At 63.0% G+C, this 23,683-nt stretch carries 22 protein-coding genes; 16 read left to right on the forward strand and 6 right to left on the reverse strand.

Annotation, left to right across the window (positions count from 1 at the left end):
• Positions 1-242: 242 nt before the first annotated feature.
• The 4 genes from C7I87_RS10480 to C7I87_RS10495 all read right to left on the reverse strand — a co-directional run bounded on the left by C7I87_RS10480 (position 243) and on the right by C7I87_RS10495 (position 4,082).
• A complete protein-coding gene (locus tag C7I87_RS10480) occupies positions 243-1,313 on the reverse strand; it encodes an ABC transporter substrate-binding protein (RefSeq protein ID WP_149904117.1) in 1,071 nt (356 codons plus the stop codon).
• A gap of 26 nt (positions 1,314-1,339) precedes the next feature.
• Positions 1,340-2,161 (reverse strand): ABC transporter permease, encoded by an 822-nt coding sequence (locus tag C7I87_RS10485; protein WP_188393794.1) that lies wholly within the window; start codon positions 2,159-2,161, stop codon positions 1,340-1,342.
• Positions 2,158-3,045: an ABC transporter permease gene (locus tag C7I87_RS10490; protein ID WP_149904118.1), complete on the reverse strand. Its 888-nt coding sequence runs from the start codon at positions 3,043-3,045 to the stop codon at positions 2,158-2,160. Before C7I87_RS10490 ends, C7I87_RS10485 begins: the two co-directional genes overlap by 4 nt.
• 137 nt (positions 3,046-3,182) lie before the next feature.
• On the reverse strand, positions 3,183-4,082 hold the full coding sequence (locus C7I87_RS10495) for an SMP-30/gluconolactonase/LRE family protein (protein ID WP_149904119.1): 900 nt from the start codon (positions 4,080-4,082) through the stop codon (positions 3,183-3,185).
• A gap of 105 nt (positions 4,083-4,187) precedes the next feature.
• Here C7I87_RS10495 and C7I87_RS10500 point away from each other — a divergent pair, with 105 nt between their 5' ends.
• The 12 genes from C7I87_RS10500 to C7I87_RS10555 all read left to right on the forward strand — a co-directional run bounded on the left by C7I87_RS10500 (position 4,188) and on the right by C7I87_RS10555 (position 15,985).
• Positions 4,188-4,907 (forward strand): FadR/GntR family transcriptional regulator, encoded by a 720-nt coding sequence (locus C7I87_RS10500; protein ID WP_149904120.1) that lies wholly within the window; start codon positions 4,188-4,190, stop codon positions 4,905-4,907.
• A gap of 1 nt (position 4,908) precedes the next feature.
• Positions 4,909-6,111 (forward strand): mandelate racemase/muconate lactonizing enzyme family protein, encoded by a 1,203-nt coding sequence (locus C7I87_RS10505; RefSeq protein ID WP_149904121.1) that lies wholly within the window; start codon positions 4,909-4,911, stop codon positions 6,109-6,111.
• A gap of 23 nt (positions 6,112-6,134) precedes the next feature.
• Positions 6,135-7,109: a sugar ABC transporter substrate-binding protein gene (locus C7I87_RS10510; RefSeq protein WP_149904122.1), complete on the forward strand. Its 975-nt coding sequence runs from the start codon at positions 6,135-6,137 to the stop codon at positions 7,107-7,109.
• Between the two features lie 78 nt (positions 7,110-7,187).
• Positions 7,188-8,165 carry an ABC transporter permease gene (locus C7I87_RS10515; RefSeq protein ID WP_149904217.1) on the forward strand — a complete coding sequence of 326 codons (978 nt, stop codon included), beginning with the start codon at positions 7,188-7,190 and terminating at the stop codon, positions 8,163-8,165.
• Positions 8,166-8,168: 3 nt separating this feature from the next.
• Positions 8,169-8,900: an ATP-binding cassette domain-containing protein gene (locus tag C7I87_RS10520; RefSeq protein ID WP_149904123.1), complete on the forward strand. Its 732-nt coding sequence runs from the start codon at positions 8,169-8,171 to the stop codon at positions 8,898-8,900.
• 12 nt (positions 8,901-8,912) lie between these two features.
• Positions 8,913-9,668: an SDR family oxidoreductase gene (locus C7I87_RS10525; RefSeq protein WP_149904124.1), complete on the forward strand. Its 756-nt coding sequence runs from the start codon at positions 8,913-8,915 to the stop codon at positions 9,666-9,668.
• Between the two features lie 10 nt (positions 9,669-9,678).
• A complete protein-coding gene (locus tag C7I87_RS10530) occupies positions 9,679-10,548 on the forward strand; it encodes an aldose 1-epimerase (RefSeq protein WP_149904125.1) in 870 nt (289 codons plus the stop codon).
• Between the two features lie 95 nt (positions 10,549-10,643).
• Positions 10,644-11,801: a fumarylacetoacetate hydrolase family protein gene (locus C7I87_RS10535; RefSeq protein ID WP_149904126.1), complete on the forward strand. Its 1,158-nt coding sequence runs from the start codon at positions 10,644-10,646 to the stop codon at positions 11,799-11,801.
• 293 nt (positions 11,802-12,094) lie between these two features.
• Positions 12,095-13,030, forward strand: coding sequence for a substrate-binding domain-containing protein (locus C7I87_RS10540; protein ID WP_140705709.1), 936 nt, complete (start codon positions 12,095-12,097; stop codon positions 13,028-13,030).
• 120 nt (positions 13,031-13,150) lie between these two features.
• Positions 13,151-14,137: an ABC transporter permease gene (locus C7I87_RS10545; protein WP_149904127.1), complete on the forward strand. Its 987-nt coding sequence runs from the start codon at positions 13,151-13,153 to the stop codon at positions 14,135-14,137.
• A 3-nt stretch (positions 14,138-14,140) separates the two neighbouring features.
• A complete protein-coding gene (locus tag C7I87_RS10550) occupies positions 14,141-14,932 on the forward strand; it encodes an ATP-binding cassette domain-containing protein (RefSeq protein WP_149904128.1) in 792 nt (263 codons plus the stop codon).
• Positions 14,933-14,962: 30 nt separating this feature from the next.
• The gene (locus C7I87_RS10555) at positions 14,963-15,985 is read left to right on the forward strand and encodes a LacI family DNA-binding transcriptional regulator (RefSeq protein ID WP_149904129.1); all 1,023 of its coding nucleotides are present in this window, start codon (positions 14,963-14,965) and stop codon (positions 15,983-15,985) included.
• A gap of 309 nt (positions 15,986-16,294) precedes the next feature.
• On the opposite strand, the gene C7I87_RS10565 is transcribed toward C7I87_RS10555, so the two are convergent.
• On the reverse strand, positions 16,295-16,885 hold the full coding sequence (locus C7I87_RS10565) for a TetR/AcrR family transcriptional regulator (protein ID WP_149904130.1): 591 nt from the start codon (positions 16,883-16,885) through the stop codon (positions 16,295-16,297).
• Between the two features lie 246 nt (positions 16,886-17,131).
• Here C7I87_RS10565 and C7I87_RS10570 point away from each other — a divergent pair, with 246 nt between their 5' ends.
• Genes C7I87_RS10570 through C7I87_RS10580 form a run of 3 tightly spaced genes read left to right on the forward strand, consistent with a single transcriptional unit; the run spans position 17,132 to position 21,720 of the window.
• Positions 17,132-17,383 carry a hypothetical protein gene (locus tag C7I87_RS10570; RefSeq protein WP_149904131.1) on the forward strand — a complete coding sequence of 84 codons (252 nt, stop codon included), beginning with the start codon at positions 17,132-17,134 and terminating at the stop codon, positions 17,381-17,383.
• Positions 17,377-20,553 (forward strand): efflux RND transporter permease subunit, encoded by a 3,177-nt coding sequence (locus C7I87_RS10575; RefSeq protein WP_149904218.1) that lies wholly within the window; start codon positions 17,377-17,379, stop codon positions 20,551-20,553. The genes C7I87_RS10570 and C7I87_RS10575 overlap by 7 nt, the downstream gene beginning before the upstream one ends.
• 15 nt (positions 20,554-20,568) lie before the next feature.
• Positions 20,569-21,720, forward strand: a complete 1,152-nt coding sequence (locus C7I87_RS10580; RefSeq protein WP_149904132.1) for an efflux RND transporter periplasmic adaptor subunit — start codon at positions 20,569-20,571, stop codon at positions 21,718-21,720.
• 44 nt (positions 21,721-21,764) lie between these two features.
• Here the strand turns inward: C7I87_RS10580 and C7I87_RS10585 are convergent, their stop codons facing one another.
• The gene (locus C7I87_RS10585; protein WP_246696246.1) at positions 21,765-22,679 is read right to left on the reverse strand and encodes a LysR substrate-binding domain-containing protein; all 915 of its coding nucleotides are present in this window, start codon (positions 22,677-22,679) and stop codon (positions 21,765-21,767) included.
• A 108-nt stretch (positions 22,680-22,787) separates the two neighbouring features.
• On the opposite strand from C7I87_RS10585, the gene C7I87_RS10590 reads away from it, so the two are divergent.
• A complete protein-coding gene (locus C7I87_RS10590) occupies positions 22,788-23,576 on the forward strand; it encodes a HalD/BesD family halogenase (RefSeq protein WP_149904134.1) in 789 nt (262 codons plus the stop codon).
• Positions 23,577-23,683 lie beyond the last annotated feature (107 nt).

The following is a 23,683-nucleotide window of genomic DNA, read 5'->3' on the forward strand; positions in this document are numbered from 1 at the left end:
GGTCCTTATCTCGGTCTTTTTAGGCGCATTCAACGAAGGTCGGCGCCGCCCCTCATCCGCCTGCCGGCACCTTCTCCCCGTATAGTGACGGGGAGAAGGAGCTGACCGCAGCGCTGACGCCTTTTCTGAAGCGCTGGCGATTGGCGAAATCGTCGACACTGCGTCCCTCTCCCCGTCACTATACGGGGAGAGGATGCCGGCAGGCAGGTGAGGGGCAGAGCTGACTTCGGCAATTGTTTGGTTCAACCGCCAGCCTTCACCTTCTCGAACATCTTGGCGACGTCGTCGTTCTGTTTCATCGGCCCGGTGAAGATCGTGCTTTTCAGCATCACTTCCGGATCGGACGGCAGTTGCAGTTTTTCCAGTTCGTCCTTCGGCACGCCGGCGAAGGCGGTCGAGAGCGAGCTGCCATAGCCGTAGGATTCGATCAGGAATTTGCCGGAATCCGCGTCCAGCCGGCTGTTGATGAAGTCATAGGCGAGATCGACGTTCTTGGCGTCCTTCAGCATGACGAAGCCGCAGGCCCAGGTCAGCATGCCCTCCTTCGGTTTCATGAACTCGACCGGCACACCCTGCTTCTTGAGTGAGGTGGCGGACGCATTCCAGGTCATGGCAGCGACCAGCTGACCGCTGGCAAGCGCCTGCTCGACCGAGGTCATGTCGGTCGTGTAGCTCGACAGCAGCGGGCGCTGTTCGCGCAATTTTGCCGCGACCTTGTCCATTTGCTCCGCCGTCATGTCGAAGGGATTCACGCCGGCCAGAAGTGCGGCGACGATCGGGGTGTCGTGCACCGCATCGATGGTCGCCATACGGCCGGCATATTGCTTGTCCCACAGAAGGTCCCAGCTCGCCTCGGGGTTCTTCACCAGGTCCGTGCGGTAGAGGATCGAGGTGTTGCCCCAGTCCCATGGCACCATCCAGACCTTGCCGTCGCCGGCCTGTAGGTCGGGCAGGTTCTTGAACACCGGGAAGATCGAGTCCCAGTTCTTGATGCGCTTGGTGTCGATCGGCTGCAGCAGGCCTTCCTTGTTCCAGCGCGCCACCTTGTCGTAGCAGGGATGCGCGATATCAGGCCGGAAGCCGGCCTTGACCTTGGTGAAGGCATCGTCGTCGTCGCCGAAGATCGAAGCCTCGACGCCATCGGGGTGCGCGGCAAGGAAGCTCTTGTTGAAATCGGGCAGCTCATAGCCCGACCAGGTGAAGTACTGCAGCTTCTCGGCGGCGAGCGCCACGGTCGACGACAGTGCGAGCGCAAGTGCCGCGAGGCCGGCCCGGGCCTTGTGTCCCGATATCGATTTCAGGTGGACTATCATTTTCGTTCTCCTCTCGTTGTTATGGTTCAGGCTGGATTGCGGCGAACTGCGCCGAGCCCGCGATGGCGCAGGATTTCAGCGGTTCCGGCGATGATGAAGGACACGGCCAGGATCACTGTTCCGAGCGCCATGACGGTCGGCAGCGAGCGCGGAAAGCGCAGCTGGCTCCAGATGTAGAGCGGCAGCGTCGGCTCCGTGCCGGCGAGGAAGAAGACGACGATGAACTCGTCGAAGGAGATCAGGAAGGCGAGCATGAAGGCCGACAGCACGGCAGGCAGGCTGAGCGGCAGCATGACGCGCCGGAAGGTCGTCCAGTCGGAAGCGCCGAGGTCGAGCGCCGCCTCGCGAACCGTCCTGGGGATGGCGGCGAAACGGCTGCGCATGATGACCACGGTGGTCGGCAAGGCGACCAGGATATGGCCGAGTACGATGGCGACGCGCGACGGTCCGAGGCCGACGAGGTTGACCAGGATCAGCAGCGATATGCCGACGATGACGCCAGGAATGAGGATCGGCAGCCGCGCGACGGCACCGATCGTCGCGGCCAGCGGCGAGCGTCCATAGAGGTCCATATAGGACACGGTGATGCCGCACAGCGTGGCGCCGGAGGCCGCGACGGCGCCGATGACGAGACTGTTGGCGAGCGCACCCGACAGTGCAGGATTGCCGTAGAGGCTTGCATACCATTGCAGCGTGAAGCCCTGCAGGGGAAACGCGGCCTGGATGGAATCGTTGAAGGAAAACAGCGGGATCAGCAGGACCGGCAGATAAAGAAAGACCAGATAGGCAAGCACATAGAGGCCGAGCCAGCGGCCGTCCCGTTTCATGCCGGCGCGCCCTGCTTTCATGTGCGGCTGCCAAACCGGCGGTCGGCGCCGCGCGCGACCAGCACCACGAGCAGGATGACCAGCATGACGCAGACCGAAAGTGCGGCACCGAACGGCCAGTCATTGGCCTTGCCGAACTGCGACTGGATCAGCGAGCCGATCATGGTGCTGGCCGGCCCGCCGACCATGGCCGGCGTGACATAGTCGCCGACGGTCGGCACGAAGACGACGAGGGCCGCCGCCAGGACGCCCGGCATCGAATTGGGCAGGACGACCCGGCGGAACGAGGTGAATGGCCTTGCACCAAGATCAGAAGCGGCTTCGAGCAGCGATTTCGGAATGGTATCCAGCGCCACATAGATCGGCAGTATGGCGAAAGGCGCGTAGGCATGGGCGAGCGTGACCACGACAGCGGCCGGCGTGTTGAGGAAGGCCAGCGTCGGCTCGGACCAGATGCCACTTTCGATCAGCGCCGAATTCAGCACGCCATTGTAGGCCAGAACGATCTTCCAGGCAAAGACGCGCAGGAGATAGCTGGTCCAGAATGGCAGCGTCACCAGGAAAAGCAGCAGCCCGCGCCTGCGGCCGGCATGGAAGGCCAGATAGTAAGCGACGGGATAGGCTGTGACGACGGTTGCCATCGTCACCAGACCGGCGATGACCAGCGAGCGCAACGTCACCGTCCAGTACAGTGGGTCCGAGACCACCGTGATGAAATTCGACAGGCTGAAACCGGCGCCGAGCAATGAGCCGTCATTGCCGCGTAAGGCAAGGAAAAGCACGAGGCCAAGGGCGAACAGTATCAGCAGGAAGGTGACCAATGCACCGGGCAGCAACATGGTGAAGCGGAACACCGGCGAAGAGCGGAATTCCGGCAACGGCTGATTTGCTGCAAGGGTCGACATCGACCTGCCTGTAAGATTATGAAATCGCCTTAGCCTTTTTCATATTCATGAAACTGTCAAGCTGAATCACGACCTCCGCCTGATCGGCGCCGCGAGAGGCGTGAGGCGCCCTGCCCGGCCGCCACGGGTCGTCGAACTTATCCAAACCTGTTGGCTGGAGCGCCCTGAACGCCCGGACGGAGCGCGAACAGGCCACCTTCTTGCGGGTTCGCCTCTAGATGATCTGCACTCATGGTAAATCGGGCTGAAGTTACAAACAGCGTGTCAAGATTCTCGCCACCGAAAGCGCAGCTCGTTGGCCAACTGCAAGGCAGCTCCGCGATGCGGTCCAGGCTGCCGTCGGGCGCGATGCGGGCAAGGCAGCTTCCTCCCACCACCCGGCAGTTCCAGATATAGCCCTCGGCGTCCAGGCAGGAGCCGTCCGGCAGGCCGCGGCCGAAATCGGGGAAGAAGGGCCGTGGTTTGCCAAGCCGCGGCGCACTCTTGTCCCAGGCATAGCTGTAGAGCGTGTTCTTCGTCGTATCGGCGGTGATGAAGCGGCCGTCCGTTGCCCACACCATCGTGTTGGTGATGCCGAACCGGTCCTCGCTCAAGCTCGTCACCTCGCCATCCGGACCGACGCGATAGAGCCGGCCTTCATCCCGCGCAATGGCGACCGGCGCGTCGTCCGGTCCAATATTGTTGGCCATTGTGCCGACCCAGAACGAACCGTCCGGCGCCACGGCGCCTTCGTTGAGCCGCGTCGCTGGCCGATCCGGCTCGATCGTGGCGATCGTTCGGAATGCTCCATCGAAATCCCACAAGGCGACTTCCTTGCGCAGGCCGACGATCGCGCCGCCATCCCTGCGCAGACCGACTGAGGTGACCAGATCCGGCGTCGACCAACTTTCATGGCCTCCGGTCGACGGATCGAGCCGATGTATCCGGCGACCGATGATGTCGACCCAGACCAGCCTGCCGCGGCGATCGTCCCAGATCAGGCTTTCGCCGACCACGTCGCGCGCTTCGAAGATCAGGGCAGCTTCCATTTCATTCATGAGGTCCTCCAGGCAGGTCATCCAGAAATCGACTTGACATATATCTTCTAGCTGACATATGAGCAATTAGACAACAACCTGTCATACAGGTTTTGAGGGAGTAAGATGCAGGATCCGACGGACACAGCGGGTGAGTCGAGCCCCGGCCTGGTGAGCACGGCGATCCAGGCGATTACCCGGCATATCCGCTCCGAAGGTCTTGCACCGGGCGATCCGCTGCCCAGCGAAGCCGCCATGACGCGCCAGCTCAACGTCTCCCGCACCGTCGTGCGCGAGGCGTTCCGCTCGCTTTCTGCGATGCGCCTGATCGACATGAGCGCCGGGCGCCGGGCCACGGTCGCCAAGCTGGACACCGGCGCGATGTCGATGGTGATCGAGCACGGCATCACCACGCAGCAGATCAGTGTTCACCAGGTCTATGACGTCAGGCGCACGATCGAGATGCGCACGGTAGCGCTTGCGGCACTCCGGCGCACCGATGCGGAAGCCGCCGCGATCGGGCAATCCGCCCGGTCGATGCGCGAGAATTTCCTGAACCCCGAAATTGTCATGGAGCACGACATCGCTTTCCACGAGGCGATAGCGGCTGCCTCGCACAACCCCGTATTTTCGCTGATCGTCACTGCCTTCAGTGGCGTAACGCGCAGCACCTGGGTGATCGGCTGGCGAACCCGCTCGTCGAACGAGGACCAGCTCAAGATGATCAAGGGGCACGAGGACATAGCCGAAGCCATCCTCAAGGGGGATCCGCGGCTCGCCGCCGAGCATATGGCGCAACATTTCGACAAGAGCGTCAAGGCGCTCCTCGACGCGGGAATTGCCTGACATGAAAATCATTGCGATCGAAACCATCCGCATCGAGGAACGGCCCAACCTGCTCTGGGTCGAGGTCCATACCGACGAAGGCATCACCGGTCTCGGCGAGACCTTCTTCCTGTCGCGCACCGTCGAGGAATACCTGCACGAATATGTCGCGCCGCGCGTCATCGGCCGCGATCCGCTGCAGATCGATCTCCTGTCCGCCGACCTAGTCGGCTATCTTGGGTTTCGCTCCAGCGGCGCCGAGGTGCGCGGCAACTCGGCCTTCGACATCGCTCTGTGGGACATTTTCGGCAAGGCCACCGGCCAGCCGGTCGCGCAACTGCTCGGCGGCTTCAGCCGCCAGTCGATCCGCACCTACAACACCTGCGCCGGCACCGAATACATCAAGGACGCGAAGGGCCAGACGACCGCCAATTATGGCATCGGCGCTCGGCGGGACTATGACGATCTGAACGGTTTCCTCACGCGCGCCGGCGAACTGGCGCAGGAACTGCTCGAAGACGGCATCACCGCCATGAAGATCTGGCCGTTCGACCACGCGGCCGAAAAGACGCGCGGCAACGACATTTCGGCGGCCGACCTCAAGGCCGCGCTCGAACCTTTTGAAAAGATACGCAAGGCCGTCGGCGACAAGATCGACATCATGGTCGAGTTCCATTCGATGTGGCAACTCCTGCCCGCCATGAAGATAGCTCGTGCGCTGACGCCCTTCGGCACCTACTGGCACGAAGATCCCATCCGCATGGACAGCCTCGGCGACCTCAAGCGCTACGAGGCCGCCAGTCCCGCGCCCATCTCGGCGTCCGAGACGCTTGGCAGCCGCTGGGCCTTCCGCGATTTGCTGGAAACCGGAGCTGCCGGCATCGTCATGCTGGATATTTCGTGGTGCGGCGGGCTGTCGGAGGCCCGCAAGATCGCCTCGATGGCCGAAGCCTGGCGGTTGCCGGTGGCGCCGCATGACTGCACCGGTCCCGTCGTGCTCGCCGCCTCGACCCACCTGTCGCTCAATGCCCCCAACGCGCTCGTCCAGGAAAGCGTGCGCGCCTTCTACCGCACCTGGTACCGCGACCTAGTGACCGCGCTGCCGGAGGTCAAGGACGGCATGATCACCGTGCCGCCGGGACCGGGGCTGGGGCTGGCGCTCAATCCGGACCTCGGCCGCGCCTACACCGTCCATCGCCGCGTCACCGACAAGGCGGACATCTGAGAAATCCAAAGGGAGGAATAGAGATGAAAAAACTGACTGCAATGCTTCTGCTTGGCGCCGCGCTTGTCGGCGCGCAATCCGCCCACGCTGACGGGCTCAACATCGTCTTCACGCATCATTCGTCCGCATCGAACACCTTCTGGCAGGCCGTCAAGAAGGGCTATGACGACGCCTGCGCCAAGGTCGAGGCGAATTGCAACATGGTCTTCACGCAGACCGAGGGCTCGGTCGAGCAGCAGGTCGCCAACATGCGCGCCGCGCTCGCCGCCAAGCCCGACGCGCTCTTGACCTCCATCGTCGACGACCATGCTTTCGACGACGTCATCAAGGAGGCGCGCGATGCCGGCGTGCTGGTGATCGCCGTCAATGTCGACGACACCGAAGGCGCCAAGGGCAATGCCCGGCAGGCCTTCATCGGCCAAGGGTTCAAGCCCGCCGGCTATTCGCTCGCCAAGGCCATTTCCGAGAGCTTTCCGAAGGACGGTCCGATCAAGGTGCTGGTCGGCATTTCCGCTCCCGGCCAGAACTGGTCGGAAAGCCGTGGCGCCGGCGTGATGCAATTCCTCCAAGAATACAAGGCCGCCCATTCAGACCGCCAGGTGTCGTGGGAGCGCATCGACAGCGGCACCGACCTCGCCATTACCTCCGACCGTGTCGGCGCCTATCTCAACGCCCATCCCGACACGACAGCCTATTTCGATACCGGCTTCTGGTGTGCCGGCGTCGCACGCGTGCTGGCCGATCGCGGCGTGGCGCCGGGCAAGGTCCTGCTCGGCGGCTTCGACCTGGTGCCCGAGGTGCTGCAGCAGATGCAGAAAGGCTATGTTCAGGCGCTGGTCGACCAGCAGCCTTACATGCAGGGCTTCATGCCGGTGATGGAGGCCTATCTCAACAAGAAGATCGGCCTTGCCCCATCGGACATCGACACCGGTCAAGGCATCGTGCGGCCAAAGGAGGCCGATGGGATCATGGCGCTCTCCGCTCAGGGTCTGCGCTGAGCTCCAGCTTCGAACCGTTGGATCGGCGGCGCCCGGCGCCGCCGATCCGCCTGAAATCTCAAAATGCCGGAGCCTAAGTTGAAGCGCCTGTTCAAGACCTATCTCGAAAAACCGGAACTGGCCGGGCTGATCCTGCTGGTGCTGTTGATCGTCGTGTTCCAGATCCGCTCGCATGGCGTGTTCCTAAACGCCGACAATCTGCGCGGCATACTCGGCATCCTGCCGGAGGCCGGCCTCGTCGCCATCGGCGTCACCATCCTGATGATCAGTGGCGAGTTCGACCTGTCCGTCGGCTCGGTGTTCGCGCTGATGCCGATGACCATGGCGGTCCTGATGGTCCACGGCGCGCCGTTTCCGCTCGCGCTGCTGGCCGGGCTGCTGGTCTGTGCGGCTGTCGGCTTCATCAACGGCTACGTCACCATACGCTTCGCCATACCGAGCTTCATCACCACTCTCGGCATGCTGTTCATGGCGCGCTCGCTCACCGTCGTCGTCTCGGGTGGCTTCCCGCCGCTGCTCCCCGCGGACCTGCCGACATGGTTGTTTACCTCCTTCGTAGGCCCGGGCAACATGTTCCGCATGTCGTTCGTCTGGTTTGCCGGCATTGCCCTTTTGACCTCGTTGATGCTGTCGCACACCAATTTCGGCAACTGGATCAAGGCCACAGGCGGCTTCCTGCCCGCGGCCGCTTCGATGGGTATCCCGACCGCCAGGGTCAAGCTTGCCTGCTTCATGCTCTGTTCGATGCTCTCCGGCTTTGCCGGCATGCTGCAGGTGCTGAGGCTGGGCTCGCCCCTGCCCTCGATCGGCGAGGGGATGGAACTTCAGGCGGTGGCTTCCGCCGTCATCGGCGGCGCTTCGCTCGCCGGCGGCATCGGCACCGTCATGGGCGGCATCATCGGCACCACGCTCATCCGGGTCATCGACAATGGTCTCGTGCTCAGCCATGTCGATGCCAACTGGTTCAAGTTCGCCATCGGCTTCCTGACCATATTCGCCGTTGTCGCCAATGCCTGGATGCGCAAGCGCGCCAAGGCCATCAAGATGGAGGGCTGAACGATGACCGACGCGATCATCTCGGTCCGCAACCTCCACAAATGGTATTCCGGCGTCCATGCGCTGAAGGGCGTGACGCTCGACTTCACACGTGGCGAGGCGCTTGGACTGGTCGGCGACAACGGCGCCGGCAAATCAACCCTCATCAACATCCTCTCCGGGGTCCACACGGCGGATCAGGGCGAGATCCAAGTCGAAGGCAGGCCAGTCAGCATCACCAAGCCGCGCGATGCCATGGATCTCGGTATCGAGACGATATACCAGTATAATTCCATGGTTCCGACCATGTCGATCGCCAGGAACCTGTTCATCGGACGCGAACCGATCCGGTTCTCGGTCCTTGGCGTTGGCCTGCTCGACCAGAAGAAGATGGCAAGCGAAAGCATCCGCGCCATCGCCAATGTCGACCTGCATCTACGCTCGCCCGACGCGCTTGTCGGCGAACTTTCCGGCGGACAGCGGCAAGGCGTCGCCATCGCGCGTGCTATGCATTTCAAGTCTAAGGTGATGATCCTCGACGAGCCGACCAACCATCTCTCGGTCAAGGAGACGAAGAAGGTGATCGGTTTCGTACGCAGCCTCAAGGAACAGGGCGTGACCGGCGTCTTCATCAGCCACAACATGCATCATGTGTTCGAATGCTGCGACCGCGTGGTGGCGATGGCGCGCGGCGAGGTCGTGCTGGACAAACGGATCGAGGATACCTCGATCGATGAAGTCCACGGCGTTTTGTAAGGAGTGGCGGCAATGAAGGTTCTTGCCGATCGGGTCGTGCTTTTGACCGGCGGCCTTGGTTCGCTCGGCCGGGCCCAGGCCGCCACGCTGGCGCGAGCCGGTGCCCGCGTGCTGGTGCTCGACCGGCCCGATATCGAAGACGGACCGGAAACCGCAGCGACGCTCGCCGGGCAGGCCGAAGGCGACATTGCCTTCATCGGCTGCGATCTCAACCGGCTTGCCGAGGCTGAGAAGGCTGTCGCGGCCTTGGCGGCAAGGGAAGGCGGGATCGATATCCTGATCAACAACGCGGCCCTGATCATCAACCGGCCGTTCGAGGAATTCTCGCTGTCCGAATACGAGGACCAGATCAGGGTCAATTCCTCGGCCGCCTTTGCACTTGTGCGCGCCTGCGCACCGGGCATGAAGGCGAAGGCGTATGGCAAGATCGTGAACTTCTGCTCGATCACACTCAATGGCCGGTGGGATGGCTACGTACCTTATGTAGCATCGAAAGGCGCGATGCTGGGCCTCACGAAGTCGCTGGCACGGGAACTGGGGCCGCATGGTATCACAGTAAACGCAGTGTCGCCGGGCGCCGTCGTTTCCGAAGCAGAGGAGCGCGTGTTCGGCGAGCGGCTCAAGGAATACAGTGATTGGATCATGGCCAGCCAGAGCCTGAAGCGCCGCATCGAACCGCATCATGTCGCCGATCTTGTGCTGTTCCTTGTTTCGCCTGCCGCGGACATGATCAGCGGTCAGGACATCCACGTCGACGGTGGCTGGTAGCGTTCCGTCGATGACGAACATCGACACGATCGAACTTGCCGACGAACGCGCCAGGGTGGTTGTCAGTCCTCGCCAGGGCGCGGCGATCCTGCGCTACGACGCGCTTCGCTCCGACGGCGTGTTCACACCTGTGATAAAACCGTCAGAAGGATTGATGAAATTCGGTTCCCAGTTGCTGGCGCCGTGGTCGAACCGGATTTCCGGCGGCGGCTTCGAGTTCGACAGGCGTTTCCATACGATAGAACCCAACGTCGACGGCGAGCCGTTCCCGCTTCATGGCGACGCTTTTCAAAAGCCTTGGCGTCTGATGCGGCGAACGGGGACCGAGGCTGAGTTCGTTCTTGGCGATGGGGCGATCGGACCCTATCGCTACCATGCGAGCGTGCTCTACGCACTGGAGAACGGCGCGCTGAGCGCTACCTTGACCATTGAGAACCGGGCCGTGATCCGGCTGCCTTATGGGCTTGGCTTCCATCCATGGTTTCCGCGCAACGCGCGCACATTGCTCCAGGCATCGGCCGAGAGCGTCTGGCTTGAGGATGAACGCCATCTGCCGACCAGGATGGTGCCCCTCACCGACCACCCCGACTGGGATTTCTCGAAACGTGCGCCGCTTCCCGATACCTGGATAAACAATGCGTTTGAGGGCTGGGATGGACGCGCTTCGATCGTCCAACCCGATGATGCCATGGTCGTCTCGATCGAAGCATCGCCGCCACTAGGCGTCTTCATTCTCTATTCGCCGGCGCGAGACGCCGATTTCTTCTGTTTCGAACCTGTCTCGCATACAGTGGATGCTCATCACATCGGCGGCCTGAGGACACTCGAGCCGAGGGAATCGATGACCTCGCGGATGCGACTGCGGTGGCATGAGCTTTGATGCCGGTGAAGCGTGTGGTGTTCGGCGCGATTTGACTTGAAGAGAAGCCGCCGGAATTTCACAATCCGGATGTCCTGCCCAACAACGAGAGAATGATGACGAACACGATGAACCTCCCTGGTGACGGTGTCTTTCTCGGCCGCGCTCGATTGCCGCCCGCCTCGCATCCCCTGGTCGTCACCGTGCGTGACGGCACCGTCTTCGACATTACGTCGAGCGCGGCGCCTACCGTCCGTGACGTCTGCGAATTGGCCGATCCTGCCGGCCATGTGCGCTCGGCCAAGGGCACGCCGATCGGTTCACTCGACGACATCGCGGCCAACAGTTTCGAAGCCGCGCGCGATCCGGCAAAACCCTTTCTGCTGTCCCCGGTCGACCTGCAGGCGATCAAGGCATCCGGCGTCACCTTCGTGGTCAGCCTGCTCGAACGGGTGATCGAGGAACAGGCGCGCGGCTCGGCGGAAAAGGCCGACGCCATCCGCGCCGACATTGCCGGGCTGATCGGCCATGACCTTTCAAAGCTCAAGCCCGGCTCGCCCGAGGCGATGGAGATCAAGGCCAAGCTGATTTCACGCGGCGCCTGGTCGCAATATCTGGAAGTGGGCATCGGCCCCGATGCCGAGATCTTCACCAAGTGCCAGCCCATGGCCTCGGTCGGCTTCGGCGCCGATGTCGGCCTCCACCCGGTGTCGACCTGGAACAATCCGGAGCCGGAGATCGCCATGATCGCCGCCTCAAGCGGCAGGATCGTCGGCGCCACCATCGGCAACGACGTCAATCTGCGTGACGTCGAAGGGCGCTCGGCGCTGCTGCTCGGCAAGGCCAAGGACAACAACGCCTCGGCCTCGCTTGGCCCCTTCATCCGGCTGTTCGACGACACGTTCTCCATCGCCGACGTGAAGCAGGCCGTCGTGCGCCTGAAGGTCGAGGGAGACGATGGATTCTCGCTGGAGGGCGCAAGCTCGATGGCCGAGATCAGCCGATCGCCGGAAGAGCTGGTTGCCGCGGCAATGGGGCCGCATCACCAGTATCCGGACGGGCTGGCTCTCTATCTCGGCACGATGTTCGTGCCGTCGAAGGATCGCGGCGAAAAGGGCAAGGGATTTACGCACAAGGTCGGCGACATCGTCACCATCTCGTCGGAGAAATTCGGCGCACTCGTCAACCGCGTGCGGCTGTCGCCCGATTGCCCGCACTGGACCTACGGCGCCAGCCATTTGATGCGCGATCTCGCCAAGGCCGGTCTGCTCTAAGCGGTTCTTCAGGGGCTTTCGCCTGAAATGACCGCGCGGACATGATCAGGACGGCCCGCTCGGCTGAGCCTCGGTGCCAATCATCCCGCTGCCTGGAAAAAATCATTTCAACTGATGCGATCTGATGGGGTCGTTGATGGCGTCGCGTCAGGCGCCAACTACATCTGCAGATGGAGGCTTGCCATCCACCGAAAAAGGGAATGCTCTTAGGCATCCGAGCGGCGCTGGCAAAAGACGCAATCCGGCTGAAGCCGGAACAAGGGACGGATCATCTGCAACCGGGAGGAAATCAAATGCTGACAAGACTGAGACTTGTGCTCTACGGCCTGCTGATCGCGCTGACGGTCATTCCGGCAGCCGCGCAGGCCAAGACGTTCTACTGGATTTCACATGGCGGGCCGGCCGACCCGGTCTGGACCTACTTCCTCGCCGGCGCCAAGCAATGGGCCAAGGACACCGGCAACACCGTCAACACCTCGTTCCACAATGGCGACGTCGCCTCGCAACAGGAAGCGGTCCGCGCCGCCCTCTCCGCCAAGGCCGACGGCATCGTCACCACCAGCCCGGATCCGGGCAGCCTGGTCGAGATCGTCAAGGAAGCGCGCGCGGCCAACATCCCGATCATCAATTTCAACACGCCCGATCCCAAGGCCAATTTCAACGCCTATGTCGGCGGCGACAACGTCACCTTCGGCAAGCACTGGGCGCAGTATCTGGTGGACAAGGGCCTGGTGAAGAAGGGCGACTTCGTCTGGATGCCGGTCGAGATCCCCGGCGCCACTTACGGCGTGCAGGAAGAGGAAGGCATCAAGAGCGTCTTCGGTCCGCTCGGCATCACCTATGAGGTGACCGAGGCGACGCTCGACCAGGCCGAGGTGATCAACCGCATGGTCGACTACCTCACCGCCCACAAGGGCAAGGTCAACGCCATCATCGGCCTGGGCGACCTCGTCACCGGTTCGATCAAGCGCGTGTTCGACCAGGTCGGCGTCAAGCCAGGCGAAATCCCGGTCGTCGGCTGGGGCAACTCGCTCGACACCACGCAGGAAGTGCTGAACGGCTATGTCAATGCCGGCCAGTGGCAGGACCCGCAGGCGACCAGCTACGTCGCGCTTTCGCTCGCCAACATGGCGGCCAGCGGCATTCCTCCGGGCTTCAACGTCATCACCGGCGCGCTCTATGAGAAGGACACTGCGGCGGTCTACGACAAGATCCTGTCCGGCAAATAACCCGCGATCCCTGGCGCCGCGCATTTTTTTCGTGCGGCGCCAGATATTTTCCTGTGCCGCGGCATGTCCACCCGATGCGGTGGCGGTCGCGGCCCTTTCCAACCATGTCGCGGGTTCCCAGTGGAAAATCATTCGCTCATCCAACGCCTGATCGCGCGACCGGAATTCGGACCCTTCGTCCTGCTTATCGTCGAGATCGCCGTTTTCTGGGGTTTCAACCACGACTTCCTGTCACCGCAGAACATCTCGAACACGCTGGCCTTCACGGTCGAACTCGGCCTGATCGCGCTGGCGATGACGCTGTTGATGACGTCGGGCGAATTCGACCTTTCCGTCGGATCCCTTTTCGGCTTCTCGCCGGTGCTGATGTGGACGCTGTTCAATGCCGGCGTTACCTCGCTGGAAATGGGCTTCGTCGTCGCGCTGGTGGTTGCCGCCTTGACCGGCCTGGTCAATGGCTGGTTCGTCACGCAGCTCAAGATCCCGTCCTTTCTGGTGACGCTCGGCATGCTGCTCGTGGTGCGCGGCAGCGCGCTTTTCATTACCGACGGTTTTCCGCAACGCACCTGGAGCGCCGAAGGCAGCTGGCTGGCGGAGGCTCTGGTCGGCGACTTCTTCGTCGGGCCGTTCCGCATCTACATGTCGCTGTTCTGGTTCATCGCCGCGGCGATCGCTCTCGGCTATGTCTTGACGCAAAGCCGGACCGGCAACTGGATCCAGGCGGCGGGCGGCAATCCCAACGCGGCGCGCGCCCGCGGCGTCAATGTCAACCGCGTCAAGGTCGGCCTGTTCGTCCTGTCGTCGCTCATGGCCTCGCTTGCCGGCGTCATCTCCTCGCTGCGCACATCCGCCGCCAACCCCAACAGCGGCACCGGCTACGAGCTCGAGGTGATCGCCATGGTGGTGATCGGCGGCACGGCGCTGACCGGCGGGCGCGGCACCATCATCGGCACCGTGCTCGGCATCCTGATCCTGCGCGTGATGCGCAACGGCATCGTGCTGATCGGCGTGCCCGGCCTTGCCTACAACATCTTCATCGGCGCGATCATCCTTGGCATGATGGCGTTGCATTCATGGCTGGAACGCCGGCACCAGGCGGGGACTTGAACCATGGCCGAGCCATTGATCCGCATGCAGAACATCCGCAAGTCCTATGGGCGCGTGCAAGCGTTGGTGGATGCCAATTTCCATGTCAACGAGCGTGAGATCGTCGGCCTGCTGGGCGACAATGGCGCCGGCAAATCGACGCTGATCAAGGTTCTCTCCGGCGCGGTGCCGCTGACCAGCGGCGACATCTTCATCCGCGGCAGGAAGGTCACCTTGCGCAGCACCAGCGACGCCATCGCCCATGGCATCGAGACCATCTACCAGGACTCCGCCCTGGTCACGCAATTGTCGATCGCGCGCAACCTGTTCCTGGGTCGCGAGCCGATCAAGCCGCCGCGCTTCCTCAACCGCATGGACCAGGAGGCGATGAACACGGTCGCCCGCGATCTGCTCAAACAGGTCGGCATCTCGAAGAACATCCCGCCGACGACGCCGATCGGCTCGCTCTCCGGCGGTGAGCGGCAGGCGGTCGCGATCGCGCGTGCCATGCATTTCGACAGCGACCTGATCATCCTCGACGAGCCGACCAACAATCTGGGCGTCGCCGAAACACAAGGGGTGCTCAGTTTCGTGCGCAACGCGCGAGACTCCGGCCATTCCTGCATCTTCATCGCGCACAACATCCACCATGTCTTCCAGGTGGTCGACCGCATCGTCGTCATGCGCAGGGGCAAGGTGGTCGCCGACGACATCGATCCAAAGACGACGACCGTGACGGAAGTCGAGCGCATCATCACCGGCATGTCGGACAAGGACATCCGCGACGCCCTCGCCGACGGCAAGGCCGGGCACTGAGGAGCGCGCATCGACGCATAGGGTCACGGCATGAAGGCCACCGTCTCCGACATCGCCAGGAACTGCGGGCTGTCGACCGCAACGGTCGACAGGGTGCTCAACAATCGGGCCGGAGCAAGTGCCGCCAACAGGCAACGCGTCCTGGAGGCCGCCAAGCAACTCGGCTATCTGCCGGTCGCCGACCAGGTGACGCTTCCCTCCAAGCCCGCAAACCTCGAATTCTTCCTGCCGATCGGCCGCAACGCCTTCATGCAGGACCTGGCAAAGCATATCGAGGACTACGCCTCGCGCCTGCCGCTGGTGGCGTCCTGCCGGATCCACAATCTTGCCGGCATCTCGCCCAATGCCCTGCAGACAGCGGCCGAAGAACTGTCGCTGCGCGCCAACGGCGTTGGCGTCATCGCGGTCGATCATCCCAGGACACGCAACGTCCTGCGCGACATGGTCGAGGCCGGGCTCCGCCTGGTGACGCTGGTGTCCGATATTCCGGCCGCACCCCGCTCGGCCTATGTCGGGATCGACAACCGCGTGGCGGGGCGGACGGCAGCACTCTTGATGGGACGCTTCCTCGGCGGCCGCGAGGGGCAGCTGGCGATGGTCGTCGGCTCGCGTTCCTATCGCGGCCATGAGGAGCGCGAAATGGGCTTCCGCTCGGTGCTTGGCGAGGAGTTTCCCAACCTCACCGTCAGCAGCGCCGTCGAGATCAACGACGAGCCGGACGCAAGCTATGCCGAGACCATGAAGGCGCTGCACAACGAACCGGAACTGCTCGGCATCTATTGCGTCGGCGCCGGGCGCTCCGGCATTGCCAAGGCAATCCGGGAAGCCAGGCCCAATCGCAAACCGGTGTTCATCTGCCACGACCTGACAAGGGAGACACGCGGCTATCTTGTCGACGACCTCGCCGACGTCGTCATCGATCAGAATGCCAGGCTGATCGCGGAGCAGTCGGTGATCCAACTGCTCGGCTCGATCGCATCGTCGGCGCCTTATCTCACGCGCAAATTCATCGAGCCGCGACTGATTTTCAGGGAAAACGTGCCGGTGCAGTGAGGTCGCACTTCCTGAATTCACGCGGCGTCACGGCAAATCTGCACAGCAGCTATGCACAATTCATTGTTGCCGAATCATTGGGCAACTCGTAGCTTCTGGTTGTCGGCCATCTACTCCTCCCAGATGCGATGCCGGCCTTGAATGGGGTGCACCTCCTCCCGCGCCACATTCGAAATCGAGCCCGCTGCCACCTCCTCCCGGCAGCGGGCTTTTTTTGTTCCGGTCAGCGACAATCGCGCCGCCGCCAGGACGCGAAGTTCCGTGGCCTCTGTTGAATATCGCGTAAAGCTGTCGACTATCCGGCAGATGTCAGCCTGCCGCAGTGCCCCTGAAGGAAACGATCAGCCCTTCGGCCATCCGCACGAACTGCGTGCTCGGGCCTTCGGCACCGACGGTCTGCACGCTGACGCGCGCGCCTTCAAACAGCAGCGACAGCGTATCGGCGAGAAGTTCGGCCTGGCCGATGCCGGCATCCCGGCAGAGCCCGACCAGGCGTTCGCGCTGGGCTTCCTTGAGTTCCTTGATCACGCGCCTTGCCGGGTGATCGGGTTCGGTCAGTTCGGCGGCGGCGTTGGCCATGTCGCAGCCGCGGCCGTCAGTGTTGAGCATGGCGGCGGCCTTGCGAACCCAGGCATGAAGCTGGGCAAGCTTGTCGCCCGGATGCTCGGCCTCGAACGTATCCCACATCGCGCCAGCCTTGGCCGCATTGGCGCGCAGGCACTCGACGATGAGATCGTCCTTGGACTCGAAATGACGATAGAGCGTCATCTTGTTCGTGCCGGCAGCCTCGGTGATGGCGTCGACACCGACGCCCTTGATGCCGTGCTTGTGGAACATGTCACGCGCCGTCTCCAGGATCCGATCCCGGGGACGAGAGCGCTCCACGACGCCGTCTGTCATCATGATCTCCTTTCGTTTCCAAAAAACCCTCGGCCACCTCTTGACTAGGGTGTTACCGGTCTGTAACTTCCAGCATGTTACTTACTAGTAACACCTATAACGTCCGTCGTCAATAACAAGGTCGTGAACTGGTCCTACCAGACCGAGATGGACGAAAAGATTGCAAATCATGCGGCTTCGGCCGGTGAAGAGATGAAAAGCGGTTCGCGAGCATGGGCTGCGAATCGACAGACAAGGAGCCGGCCAATGCCACAGCGCCGCGATCTTACCATAGATGAGGCCGTCCGGGATCCGATGATCCGGCTGGTCATGAAAGCAGATGGGGTCGACCCCCGCGCATTCGAGAACATGTTGCGCTCGCTTGCCGATGGGCAGCGTCGCGAGGTGCCGTTGCTGCGTTCACAGGAAGGGTCCCGTGACGGGCACGGCCAGTTGTCCAAGGTTGCCAGCGCCTTCGGGCGGGCGAGAGCGGCTGGAGAGGCGTGCGTGTCGTGGTAAACTTCTTCATCCACCGTCCGATCTTCGCCTCGGCGATCGCCATCATCATGGTGCTCGCCGGGACCATTTGTTATTTCCTGCTGCCCGTCTCGCAGTTTCCCGACATCACACCACCGCAGGTCGTGGTCAGCGCCCACTATCCGGGCGCCAGCGCGCAAGTGGTGGCGGACACGGTGACGACGCCGCTGGAGCAGCAGATCAACGGCGTGCAAGGCATGACCTACATGTCGTCGACGAGCTCCAATGACGGCTCCTCGACCATCACCATCACCTTCGATGTCGGCTATTCCCTGAGCACCGCCGCCGTCGACGTGCAGAACCGCGTCTCGCAGGCGGCCTCGTCGCTGCCGGCGATCGTCAACCAGGGCGGCGTGACGATCAAGAAGCAGAACCCGAACTTCGTGCTGATCGTCAACCTGACCTCGCCCGACCATTCCGTCGACCCGGTGGCGCTCTCCAACCTTGCCTATCTGCAGGTGGTGGATCCGCTGAAGCGGCTGCCTGGTGTCGGCGACGTGCAGATCTTCGGCGAACGCCGCTACTCGATGCGCGTCTGGCTCGATCCCGACAAGCTCGCCAATCTCGGCATCACCGCGGTCGACGTCCAGAACGCGATCGCCGAACAAAACGTCCAGGTGGCGGCCGGCAAGATCGGCCAATCGCCGGCGCCGGCCGGCACCGCCTTCGAGATGCAGGTCAACGCCGTCGGCCGGTTGAGCGACCCGAAGGAATTCGGCGACATCGTCGTGCGTGCCAACACGAATACGGGTTCGCTGGTGCGGCTGCGCGACGTTGCCCGTATCGAACTCGGCGCCCTGCAATATTCGTCCTCCGCCTTCTTCGGCAAGGACCCGACGGTGGTGCTCGCCGTCTACCAGATGCCCGGCTCCAACGCGCTCGATCTGCAGCAGCGCGTCAAGGACAAGATGCAGGAACTGTCGGCGCGTTTCCCAAAGGGCGTCGACTATGCGATGCACTATGACACGACGCGCTTCGTGTCGGCCTCGATGCATGACGTGCTGATCACGCTCGGCGAAGCTATCGTGCTCGTCGTGGCAGTGGTGTTCATCTTCCTGCAGAGCTGGCGCACGACCATCATTCCGACCATAGCCATTCCGGTGTCGCTGGTGGCGACACTCGTCATCATGGAGATGATGGGTTTCTCGCTCAACATGCTCTCGCTGCTCGGCATGGTGCTGGCGATCGGCCTGGTCGTCGACGACGCCATCGTCGTGGTCGAGAATGTCGAGCGACAGCTCGAGGCCGGGCTGAAACCATTGGCGGCGACAAAAGCCGCCATGGCCGAGGTCACGGGCCCGATTATCGCCACCACCGCCGTGCTCATGGCCGTGTTCGTGCCGGTTGCCTTCATCCCCGGCGTCTCCGGAAAGCTCTACAACCAGTTCGCGCTGACGGTGGCGATCTCCGTCGGTATCTCCGCCTTTAATTCGCTGACGCTCAGCCCGGCGCTCAGTGCCGCCTTCCTGCGCCATCGCGGCGAGACACAGTTCTTCCTGTTCCGCTGGTTCAATACAGGCTTCGACAGGCTGTCGCATGCCTACGCCCATGGTGTGCGCATCTTGATCCGGCTGCGCTGGATCATGCTCGGCCTGTTCGCGGCTGGTCTGGTAGCCACCTATTTCGTCTGGCAAAAGCTGCCCTCGACCTTCCTTCCGGTCGAGGACCAGGGTTATTTCTTCGTCGTCATCCAGCTGCCGGACGGCGCTTCGCTGGAGCGCACCGATGCGGTGGCACAGAAGGCGCGCGACATCCTGCAGGCGACGCCCGGCGTCGACATAGTCGGTTCGATCAGCGGCCTGAATTTCCTGACCAGTGCGGCGCAGTCGAATTCGGCTGTCGAATTCGCCATCCTCAAGCCGTGGGAACAGCGTGGTCCCGACCAGAGCGCCTCCAAGTTGGTCGCCGACGTGCGCATGAAGCTGCTGCAGATCCCGGAGGCCTTCGCGCTCTCCTTCGATCCGCCGTCCATCCCTGGCATCGGTACGACAGGCGGCTTCGAATTCGTCGTCGAGGACCTCACCGGCCGCGGCAGCACGGCCCTCAACGACGCCACGCAAGCGGTCATCGCCGAGGCGCGCAAGCAGCCGGAAATCAATCCGCAGCAGCTGTTCTCGCCGTTCTCGACCTCGACGCCGCAGTTCAACTACGATCTCGACCGCGCCAAGGCGAAGCTGCTCGGCCTCAACCTGCCCGACGTCTTCAACACGCTGCAGATCTATCTCGGCTCGCTCTACGTGAACGACTTCAACCTGTTCGGCCGCACCTTCCGGGTGACCATCCAGGCCGACAAGGATTCTCGTGCGGGTGCCGCCGATATTTCGCGGCTCTATGTGCGCAATGCCTCCGGCGGCATGGTGCCGCTCAGCACGCTGGGCAAGCTGGTGCCGTTCGTCGGCCCGGAAACCGTGCCGCACTACAACAACAACGCCTCGGCCACCATCAATGGCGGCGCCGCGCCCGGCTTCTCGTCGGGCCAGGCGGTCGCAGCCATGGAACGGGCCGCGGCGACCGCGCTGCCCAGGGATTTCGGTTTCGAATGGACCGGCATCACCTTCCAGGAGCTCAAGGCAGGATCGATCGCGTCGGTGGTCTTCGCCCTCGCCATCGTCTTCGTCTTCCTGATCCTGGCGGCGCAATACGAGAGCTGGGCGATGCCGTTCATGGTGCTGCTGGCGGTGCCGCTCGCCCTGTTCGGCGCGTTCGCCGCACTTTGGGCGCGCGGCATGCAGATCGACGTCTATTCGCAGATCGGCTTCGTCATGCTGATCGGCCTGGCCGCCAAGAACGCGATCCTGATCGTCGAGTTTGCAAGACGGCGGCGCGAGGAAGGCCTCAGCATCGTCGAGGCATCGATGGAGGCCGCGAGGCTGAGACTGCGGCCGATCCTGATGACGGCGTTTGCCTTCATCCTTGGCGTGGTGCCGCTGATGATCGCCACCGGCGCGGGTGCGGCAAGCCGTCAGTCGATCGGCACCACCGTGTTTGGCGGCATGGTCGCGGCGACCATCCTGTCGCTGGTGTTCGTGCCTGTCTTCTACGCGGTCATCGAACAGCTGCGCGAACGGCGCGGCGGCGACGAGCCCGCCTCTCAACACACTGAACCAACGGCCAAACCCGCCTTCCCTCCCCTGGCGGAAGCGGCCGAATAAGATTGGAGAATCATTATGCGTAAATGGAAAATCGCGTTGGGAACGGCTGTCGCGCTGGGTGCGATCTCGGTGGCCAGCGTCCACCTGCTGGACATGGGCAATCTCAGCCTGAATGCCGGAACGGCCGGGGCCGCGCCCGCTCCAGCCGCGTTCGTCATGCCGGTGCCGGTGGCGAGCGTCGTCAAGAAGACGATCCCGATCTACCTCGACTATGCCGCGCGGACCGAGCCGATCCGCAGCATCACGCTGCAGGCGCGCGTCCCGGGCTACCTGCAGGAACAGACGGCGCAAGACGGCGCCGACGTGCGGCAGGGCGACCTGCTCTACAAGATCTCGCCTGACGATTTCCAGGCCGCGCTCGACCAGGCGAAAGCCCAGGTGCAGCGCGATACGGCGACGCTCGATTATGCGCGTTCCAATCTCGGCCGCGGTACCGAGCTTGCCAAGAGCGGTTACCTGGACAAGGACAGCTTCGACCAGCGCACCAGCACCTTGCGCGGGGCGCAGGCGTCGCTGGCGCTCAACCAGGCTGCCGTGCGCACGGCCGAGCTCAATCTGAGCTATGCTGAAATCCACGCACCCTTCCCCGGACGCCTGGGCCGTAACCAGGCTTCGGTGGGAACGCTGGTCAGCGTTGCCGGCACGGTGCTCAACACGCTGGTGCAGCTCGATCCGATCTACGTCACCTTCAATCCGAGCGAGACGGATCTGGCGCAGATCGAGGAGGCTCGCGCCGCCGGCCCGATCGAGGTCGAGATCCTGCTTCCAGGTGAGACCGAGGCCCACCAGAAGGGCGAGCTCACCTTCATCGACAACACGATCGATCACTCGACCGGCACGATCACCGCGCGCGCCACCATCGGCAACGCCAAGTTCACGCTCTTGCCAGGCCAATATGTTCGCGTGCGGCTGCACGTCAAACAACAGCCCGATGCGCTGATGGTGCCGCAGGTCGCGCTGGGATCAAGCCAGCTCGGCAAATATCTCTACGTCGTCGGCAAGGGCAATACGGTCGACCAGCGGCTGGTTTCGCTGGGGCCGACCAGTGGCGACATGGTCGCCATCCTCAGCGGCGTCGCCGAAGGCGACCAGGTGATCACAGGCAATCTGCAGAAGATCGGCCCCGGAATGCCGATTTCGCCCCTCCCACAGAAACCGGCTACCTGACTCCCCCGCAGGCCCGGTTTCCGCGCGGCGCCCTCGACCTTTTCTCAGGTCGCGGGCGCCGTTTTCACGAGCAGGCCGACCAGAGCGGCGACGTCGGCCCGGTCTGCCTTTGCCGGCGGCATGAAGGCGCAATAGGGGTGCCCCAGGCGCACCGAGACGGAAGAAAGCGCAATCAGCCGGCCCGAATCCAGATCGGCTTGGGACATCACCCGCTGTCCAAGGGCAATGCCGAGGCCCAGCCGCGCCGAGGCTATCGCCAGGCTTGACAGGCCGACGCGGCGCCCATGCGACGGGTCGGGCGACCGGCTGCCGCCGCATGCCGCGAACCAATCGGCCCAGGTTGGGTGCGAGGCATAGTTCGGCCCCCAATTGGTGTGGATGAACAGGCTCTCATGCAGATCGGTGAGGCCCATATCGCCATTGCCGTGCCGCTGCCAGAATTCCGGCGCGCAGACCGGCAGGACATCATCATGGACCAGGCGGATCATCCGCAGGCCGGGATAGTGATAGTCGCCATAGCTGATGCGCACGTCGACATTCTGGCGCATGAGGTCGATCGGATCGTCCTCGGCGCGCACGTCGATCGCCATGTGCGGGAAGGCATCGAGAAGCACGGCCAGTCTCGGCGCCAACCACAACTCGGCCAGAGAGAACGGCACGCTGACGACAAGGCGCGTCCGCAAGCCGCCTTCCAGCATGCGCTGGCCGATGGCGGCGATATCGCCGAGTGCCCGCGCGGTCTGGGGATAGATGGCGTGGCCGGCGTCGGTGAGCGTGATGCGGTTGCCCGTGCGCACGAACAACTGCTTGCCGAACCAGCTTTCGAGATTGCGTATCTGCTGGCTGACCGCCGCCGAGGAGACACCAAGCTCGCTCGCGGCCAAGGTGAAGCTGCCGGCGCGGGCGGCGACCTCGAAGGCCTTGATCGCATTCAGCGGCGGCAACCTTACCACGCCCATCTCCATAAGCTTTTCTTGGTCATTCCTAATAATTTTCGGCGTTGAGAGAAAGAATTTTTTGCCGTCTTCTGTGTCCAACCTTGGAGCACCCCGATTGGAGCACGCGACATGAAAGACATTCTGGATCTCGACCGTTATCCGCTCGACCGCGAAGGCAGTCCCGAATGGAACCGCCTGGTCGAACAGTCGCTCGCCGCACTCGAAGCCGACGGCATGTTCAATCTCGAAGGCTTTCTGCGGCCCGGCGTCGCCGAACAAGCGGTGCGGGAAATCAAGCCGGTCATGGACACGCGGTCCCATGTCCACAAACGCATGCACAACATCTACTTCAAGCCCAGCATTCCCGAGCTCGCGCCTGACCATCCTGCCCTACGCCAGGTCGAAACCGTCAGCCACACGGTCTGCGCGGACCAGATTGCGGGCAGCGCGGTGATGGCGATCTACGAATACGAACCGCTCGTGCGTTTCCTCGCCGCCACGATGGGCAAGGCAAAGCTGCACGTCATGCAGGATCCGCTGGCCCGCACCAATGTCATGGCCTATCGCGCCGGCGAAGCGCTGAACTGGCACTTCGACCGCTCGGAATTCACCACCACGCTTCTGCTGCAACAGGCAGAGCGCGGCGGCGACCTCGAATACCGCACCGATCTCAGATCGGACGACAACCCGAATTACGAAGGCGTTGCAAGGCTACTCGAGGGGCGTGATCCCGAGGCCAGGATCCTGCGCATGAGGCCGGGCACGCTAAACGTGTTTCGCGGCAAGAACACCGCGCACCGCGTCACCACGGTGGAAGGGGTACGCGAACGGATGATCGCGGTGTTCTCCTACTATGAGAAGCCAGGCGTCATGTTCAGCGAGGAGGAGCGCGTCGGCTTCTATGGCCGCGCGGCTTGACCCAGCCCAGCCGAATTCGGCCGGGCTGCCAAGCGAGATAAGAAATTCGAGCATGGCCACTTGTTAGATTGTCGACAATCTGATTGTCTTGCCATCTGTTCTCGATG

It is taken from the genome of Mesorhizobium sp. SARCC-RB16n, assembly GCF_008520305.1.
Taxonomy (GTDB): Bacteria; Pseudomonadota; Alphaproteobacteria; order Rhizobiales; family Rhizobiaceae; genus Mesorhizobium.

Excerpts from the sequence above, each read along its gene's own strand:
- C7I87_RS10480 (WP_149904117.1), bottom strand. The coding sequence starts at position 1,313 with ATGATAGTCCACCTGAAATCGATATCGGGACACAAGGCCCGGGCCGGC.
- C7I87_RS10485 (WP_188393794.1), bottom strand. The coding sequence starts at position 2,161 with ATGAAAGCAGGGCGCGCCGGCATGAAACGGGACGGCCGCTGGCTCGGC.
- C7I87_RS10490 (WP_149904118.1), bottom strand. The coding sequence starts at position 3,045 with ATGTCGACCCTTGCAGCAAATCAGCCGTTGCCGGAATTCCGCTCTTCG.
- C7I87_RS10495 (WP_149904119.1), bottom strand. The coding sequence starts at position 4,082 with ATGAATGAAATGGAAGCTGCCCTGATCTTCGAAGCGCGCGACGTGGTC.
- C7I87_RS10500 (WP_149904120.1), top strand. The coding sequence starts at position 4,188 with ATGCAGGATCCGACGGACACAGCGGGTGAGTCGAGCCCCGGCCTGGTG.
- C7I87_RS10505 (WP_149904121.1), top strand. The coding sequence starts at position 4,909 with ATGAAAATCATTGCGATCGAAACCATCCGCATCGAGGAACGGCCCAAC.
- C7I87_RS10510 (WP_149904122.1), top strand. The coding sequence starts at position 6,135 with ATGAAAAAACTGACTGCAATGCTTCTGCTTGGCGCCGCGCTTGTCGGC.
- C7I87_RS10520 (WP_149904123.1), top strand. The coding sequence starts at position 8,169 with ATGACCGACGCGATCATCTCGGTCCGCAACCTCCACAAATGGTATTCC.
- C7I87_RS10525 (WP_149904124.1), top strand. The coding sequence starts at position 8,913 with ATGAAGGTTCTTGCCGATCGGGTCGTGCTTTTGACCGGCGGCCTTGGT.
- C7I87_RS10530 (WP_149904125.1), top strand. The coding sequence starts at position 9,679 with ATGACGAACATCGACACGATCGAACTTGCCGACGAACGCGCCAGGGTG.
- C7I87_RS10535 (WP_149904126.1), top strand. The coding sequence starts at position 10,644 with ATGACGAACACGATGAACCTCCCTGGTGACGGTGTCTTTCTCGGCCGC.
- C7I87_RS10540 (WP_140705709.1), top strand. The coding sequence starts at position 12,095 with ATGCTGACAAGACTGAGACTTGTGCTCTACGGCCTGCTGATCGCGCTG.
- C7I87_RS10550 (WP_149904128.1), top strand. The coding sequence starts at position 14,141 with ATGGCCGAGCCATTGATCCGCATGCAGAACATCCGCAAGTCCTATGGG.
- C7I87_RS10555 (WP_149904129.1), top strand. The coding sequence starts at position 14,963 with ATGAAGGCCACCGTCTCCGACATCGCCAGGAACTGCGGGCTGTCGACC.
- C7I87_RS10565 (WP_149904130.1), bottom strand. The coding sequence starts at position 16,885 with ATGACAGACGGCGTCGTGGAGCGCTCTCGTCCCCGGGATCGGATCCTG.
- C7I87_RS10570 (WP_149904131.1), top strand. The coding sequence starts at position 17,132 with ATGCCACAGCGCCGCGATCTTACCATAGATGAGGCCGTCCGGGATCCG.
- C7I87_RS10580 (WP_149904132.1), top strand. The coding sequence starts at position 20,569 with ATGCGTAAATGGAAAATCGCGTTGGGAACGGCTGTCGCGCTGGGTGCG.
- C7I87_RS10585 (WP_246696246.1), bottom strand. The coding sequence starts at position 22,679 with ATGGGCGTGGTAAGGTTGCCGCCGCTGAATGCGATCAAGGCCTTCGAG.
- C7I87_RS10590 (WP_149904134.1), top strand. The coding sequence starts at position 22,788 with ATGAAAGACATTCTGGATCTCGACCGTTATCCGCTCGACCGCGAAGGC.